At 68.8% G+C, this 4,618-nt stretch carries 4 protein-coding genes; 3 read left to right on the top strand and 1 reads right to left on the bottom strand.

Translation table 11 applies throughout. The annotated features are described in order from the left end of the window. The 3 genes from ACXAID_RS27075 to msrB all read left to right on the top strand — a co-directional run. Positions 1-587: alpha/beta hydrolase (locus ACXAID_RS27075; protein WP_475025262.1), on the top strand; the 587-nt coding region annotated here is incomplete at its 5' end. A gap of 54 nt (positions 588-641) precedes the next feature. Then, entirely contained in the window at positions 642-1,931 is a 1,290-nt protein-coding gene (aftC, locus tag ACXAID_RS27070) for an arabinofuranan 3-O-arabinosyltransferase (RefSeq protein ID WP_475025261.1), read from the top strand. A 10-nt stretch (positions 1,932-1,941) separates the two neighbouring features. Then, on the top strand, positions 1,942-2,382 hold the full coding sequence (msrB, locus tag ACXAID_RS27065) for a peptide-methionine (R)-S-oxide reductase MsrB (protein ID WP_475025260.1): 441 nt from the start codon (positions 1,942-1,944) through the stop codon (positions 2,380-2,382). Between the two features lie 20 nt (positions 2,383-2,402). Here msrB and ACXAID_RS27060 read toward each other — a convergent pair. After that, the coding region (locus tag ACXAID_RS27060) for a putative bifunctional diguanylate cyclase/phosphodiesterase (protein WP_475025259.1) at positions 2,403-4,618 on the bottom strand (2,216 nt) is incomplete at its 5' end.

Here is a 4,618-nt window from a genome sequence, read left to right as displayed (position 1 = left end):
GTCCCGGGGGCGCCTCGGTCGCCGCGGTCACCGAGGCGATCTCCACCGCGCTGGGTTTTCCGCGGGGCGGGCGGGTCGACGCCGGCAACGAACTCGCGCTGGCCGTCGCCGACGCCCGCTCCGGCAACACCAGCCGGCTCAACGCCCTGATCAACGAGGCCGAGTCGCTGCGCCAGACCGACGGCCAGTTCGTCAACCGGTGCAGCGACGCGTTGGCCCGCCCGACACCGGACCGGGTGCGCGAACTGGTGGTGGCCTGGGGTCGGGAATACCCCCAGTTCGGCACCGTCGGTGCACTCGACATGGTGAAGTGCCTGAACTGGCCCAGCGGTTCGACCCCGCCGGACCCTGGCGACCTGGAGATCCCGACCCTGCTGCTGGGGGTCCGCAACGACCCGATCGTCGGCAACGAGGGTGTGGCCGCCGTCGCCGCTACCGCGATCAACGCCGGATCGTCGAACAGGCGGGTCATCTGGCAGGGCACCGGGCACGGCGCGGCCATCTACTCACCGTGTGCGCTGCCCCCGGTGATCGGTTACATCCAGACCGGTGAGCTGCCCTCCACCGACACCTATTGTCCGGCCTGACGCGCTGGGAGATACGTGCCCGGCACTCACCCTGGTGTCGGGTACGGTGCGCAGGTGCGTGATCTTGTCCTGACCGCGTTCCGGCCTCGCACCACACCACCTGACGCCGCGACGGTGCTGCGGTCGGTGCTGTGGCCGCTGGCCATCATGGCGGCCATCCATCGCAGCTACGTCCTGGTTGCCAACCGCTTCATCACCGACGACTTCGCGCCGGTGTACCGGGCGGTGGTGCACTTCAAGCTCGGCCGTGACATCTACGACGAGAACTTCAACTGGGTCGACCCGCACTACCTCTACCCGCCCGGCGGCACCCTGATCATGGCGCCGTTCGGTTACGTGCCCGAAGAGGCCTCGCGCAACTGGTTCATCTTCTTCAACACCCTGGCCATCGTCCTCGCCGGCTACTTCCTGCTGCGCCTGTTCAACTTCACCCTGGCCTCGGTCGCCGCCCCCGCGCTGCTGCTGGCGATGTTCTGCACCGAGAACGTCACCAACACCCTGGTGTTCGGCAACATCAACGGCGTCATCCTGCTGCTGGAGGTGCTGTTCCTGCGCTGGCTGCTGGACGGCAAACGCAGCCACGAGTGGTGGGCCGGGGTGTCGATCGGGTTGACGCTGGTGGTCAAACCCCTCTTGGCGCCGCTGCTGCTGCTGCCGCTGCTCAGCCGGCAGTGGCGCGCGCTGGTCACCGCATTCGCGATTCCGGTGGTGTTCAACGCCGCGGCCTGGCCGCTGATCAACGATCCGATGAGCTTCGTCACCCGCACGGTGCCGTACATCCTGTCCACCCGGGACTACTTCAACAGCTCGATCCTGGGCAACGGTGTCTACTACGGCCTGCCGATGTGGCTGATCATGGCGCTGCGGGTGGCGTTCGCCGCGCTCGGGGTCGCCGCGCTGTGGCTGCTGTACCGCTACTACCGCACCCGCGACCCGTTCTTCTGGATGTTGACCTCCTCGGGCGTGCTGCTGCTCACCTCGTGGCTGGTGCTGTCCCTGGGGCAGGGCTACTACTCGATGGTGCTGTTCCCGTTCCTGATGACCGTGGTGCTGCCCAACTCGGTGATCCGCAGCTGGGTCGCGTGGCTGGCGATCTACGGGTTCACCACCATGGATCGCTGGCTGATGTGGAAATGGCCCACCACCGGGCGGGCGATCGAGTACCTGAAGATCACCTACGGCTGGTCGCTGCTGCTGATCGTCGTGTTCTCGGTGCTGCTGTTCCGCTACCTCGACGCCAAGAACGAGGATCGTCTCGACGAGGGCATCGACCCGCCGTGGGTGAACGCACCACCGCCCGAGCCGGACCCGGCAGGCACGTCCGGGAGCAAGCCCGGCGGGTAGCCTGAGCGCCATGACAGCTTCAGGTTCTGCGCCGGATGCGACGCCGGGGCCGGCGCTGGCGCTCAGCGACGACGAGTGGCGCCGGCGCCTGACCCCGCAGGAGTTCACGGTGCTGCGCAGAGCCGGCACCGAGCGACCGTTCACCGGCGAATACACCGACACCAAGACCGAGGGCGTCTACCAGTGTCGCGCCTGCGGTGCCGAACTGTTCCGCAGCAGCGAGAAGTTCGAGTCGCATTGCGGCTGGCCGTCGTTCTTCGATCCGGCCGACTCCGACGCGGTGATCCTGCGGACCGACGATTCGATGGGGATGCGCCGGGTGGAGGTGCTGTGTGCGAACTGCCACAGCCACCTGGGTCACGTCTTCGAAGGTGAGGGCTACCCCACCCCCACCGATCAGCGCTACTGCATCAACTCGATCTCGCTGCGCCTGGTTCCCGCCGGCGGGTAGCCCGCCGCAGCCGGCGCCGGCTAGCGCATCGACCCGGCGTCACCGCTGGGGGCGCTCTGGCGGAGCCGCCCTTCCGGTTCTGCCGAACGGCGTTGCGCCTGGACGAGTTCCAGGACCGACGCCGCGGACAGCGGCCTGCTGAAGTGGTAGCCCTGAACCACCTGGCATCCGTACTCGAGGAGCAGCCTGCCGGTCTCGGCGTTCTCGACTCCCTCGGCGACCGGGGTGATGTCGAGGGCGTGCGCGAGGTCGATGAGGGCGCGCACGATCACCGCCGACGCCGGATGGGTGGTGATGGGTGCGATGAAGTGCCGGTCGAGTTTGAGTTCGTCGACGGGGAACTCACGCAGGTACCACAACGCCGAGTAGCCGCTGCCGAAGTCGTCGATGGCGATCCGGAGTTGATGGTCGCGCAACATCGTCAGCACGTCCCGGGTCTTGGCCAGGTTCTCCAGCAGCAGGTCCTCGGTGATCTCGACGGTCAGCATCTCCGGCGGCAGCTCCCGGCGCTGCAGGGCGAGCGCGAGCTGACGCGGCAGCGCCAGATCGCCGACGTCCGGTGCGAACACGTTGACGGCGACCGGAAGTCGCACACCCGCCGCCCACCACTGCACCGCGTCGTCGAGCGCCCGGTCGACCACCGCGGTGGTCACCGAACGCATCAGCCCGTGCTGGCGCACCAGGGGCAGGAACTGATCGGGGGTCAGCAGGCCGCGGCGCGGATGCTGCCAGCGCACCAACGCCTCGACCCCGGCGACCTCGCCGGAACGCAGATCGAACTTGGGCTGATACACCACGCTCAGACCGTCGTGTTCCAGCGAAGTCCGCAGTTCGCGCAGCATGCCCAGCGATGCCCGACGCGACACGCTGTCGCGCTTGGGCCTGCCTGCGGGCGGTTCGGGTCCCTCGCCCCACGGCTGCTCCATTTCGGGGGTGAAGGTGACCGGCACGCTGGAGTTCGCCCGTTTGGCGCGGTACATCGCGACGTCGGCCTGCTTGAGCAGTTCCTCGACGGTCAGGCCGGCGCTGTCGGGCGTCGCGATGGCCAACCCGCTGCTGGGGCGCACCAGCAGATGCTGCCCGTCGATGAGGAAGGGCCGGTCGAAGGCGGCCACCACGTGCTGGGCAACCGAGCGTGACGAGTCCGGATCGCCTTCCATGAGCACCGCGAACTCGTCACCGCCCAACCGCGCGACGGTGTCGCTGGCGCGCACCGAGTTGGTGAGCCGCTCGGCCGCCCGAACCAGAATGGTGTCGCCGGCGGGGTGGCCGAGGCTGTCGTTGACCAGCTTGAAATCGTCGAGGTCGAGCAGCAACACGGCCACCGCGCTGCCCTCCCGTTTCTGCAGAGCCATCGCGTGGGTCAACCGGTCGGTGAACAGGGTGCGGTTGGCCAGCCCGGTCAGCGGATCACGCAACGCCCGGTCCGAGACCTCGTCGAGCAGCCGGCAGTTGTCCCGCAGGACGAGCAGTTGGCGGACCAGCACCGCGAACACCGTGGCCGCCCCGACGACGTAGAGCGGACCCAGCCGGGGAACCAGGACCGGCGCACAGATCAGTGTCGCCACGGCGACCGGCACGAACGGGAACCACATCGAGGTGGGTGCGGCATCCGGGGTGGTTGCGGCGGGTGGGCCGGCCGCCGACCGGGTCCGAGTCATCCATGCGGCACCGCCGACCGCCACGAAGCCCCACGCGTAGCCGAGCGAGATGGCCTCGTAGTAGACACCTTCCACGGCGGTCAGGTACGCGTAGGCCACATCGGCCACGGCGACCAGCGCCAGTCCCACGGTCAGCATGCCCAGCGGCCTGCGATCGGGCACCGGGGCGCGCACCAGCATCAGTAGCGCGACGGTGACCACTGCGATGTCGGCGAGCGGATACATCAGCGCCAGGACCATGGCCGGCCACTCCACCGCCGTGGCGGCGTACACCGTCCCCAACAACGTCACCCAGGTCGCCCCGAACAGAGCTCCGGATACGACCACGGCGTCGAGCAGGATCCGCAGCATCGTCGAGCGTGGATAGTCGCGCAGCATGAGCAGCAGGGCCAGACCCGTCCCCAGGGGCCACAGCGCGTAGCCGGTGTCGGCCCACGACTGGAACGGCGGGGCTTCCCGGGTGAGCCCGTATGCGGTCCAGAAGAGTTGGCCGACGGCGAATCCGAGCAGCGCCACGGCGATCCACACCCACGCCGCCCGGCGCCTGCCCGCCAGCCGCCGGGCCGCCGCGACCG

The sequence above is a fragment of the Mycobacterium sp. ABE4_509 genome (assembly GCF_056160785.1).
This window is presented reverse-complemented; position numbering and strand designations above follow the sequence as displayed.

What these genes read in the sequence shown, in the direction of transcription:
- msrB (WP_475025260.1), top strand. Translation starts at nt 1,942, where the DNA reads ATGACAGCTTCAGGTTCTGCGCCGGATGCGACGCCGGGGCCGGCGCTG.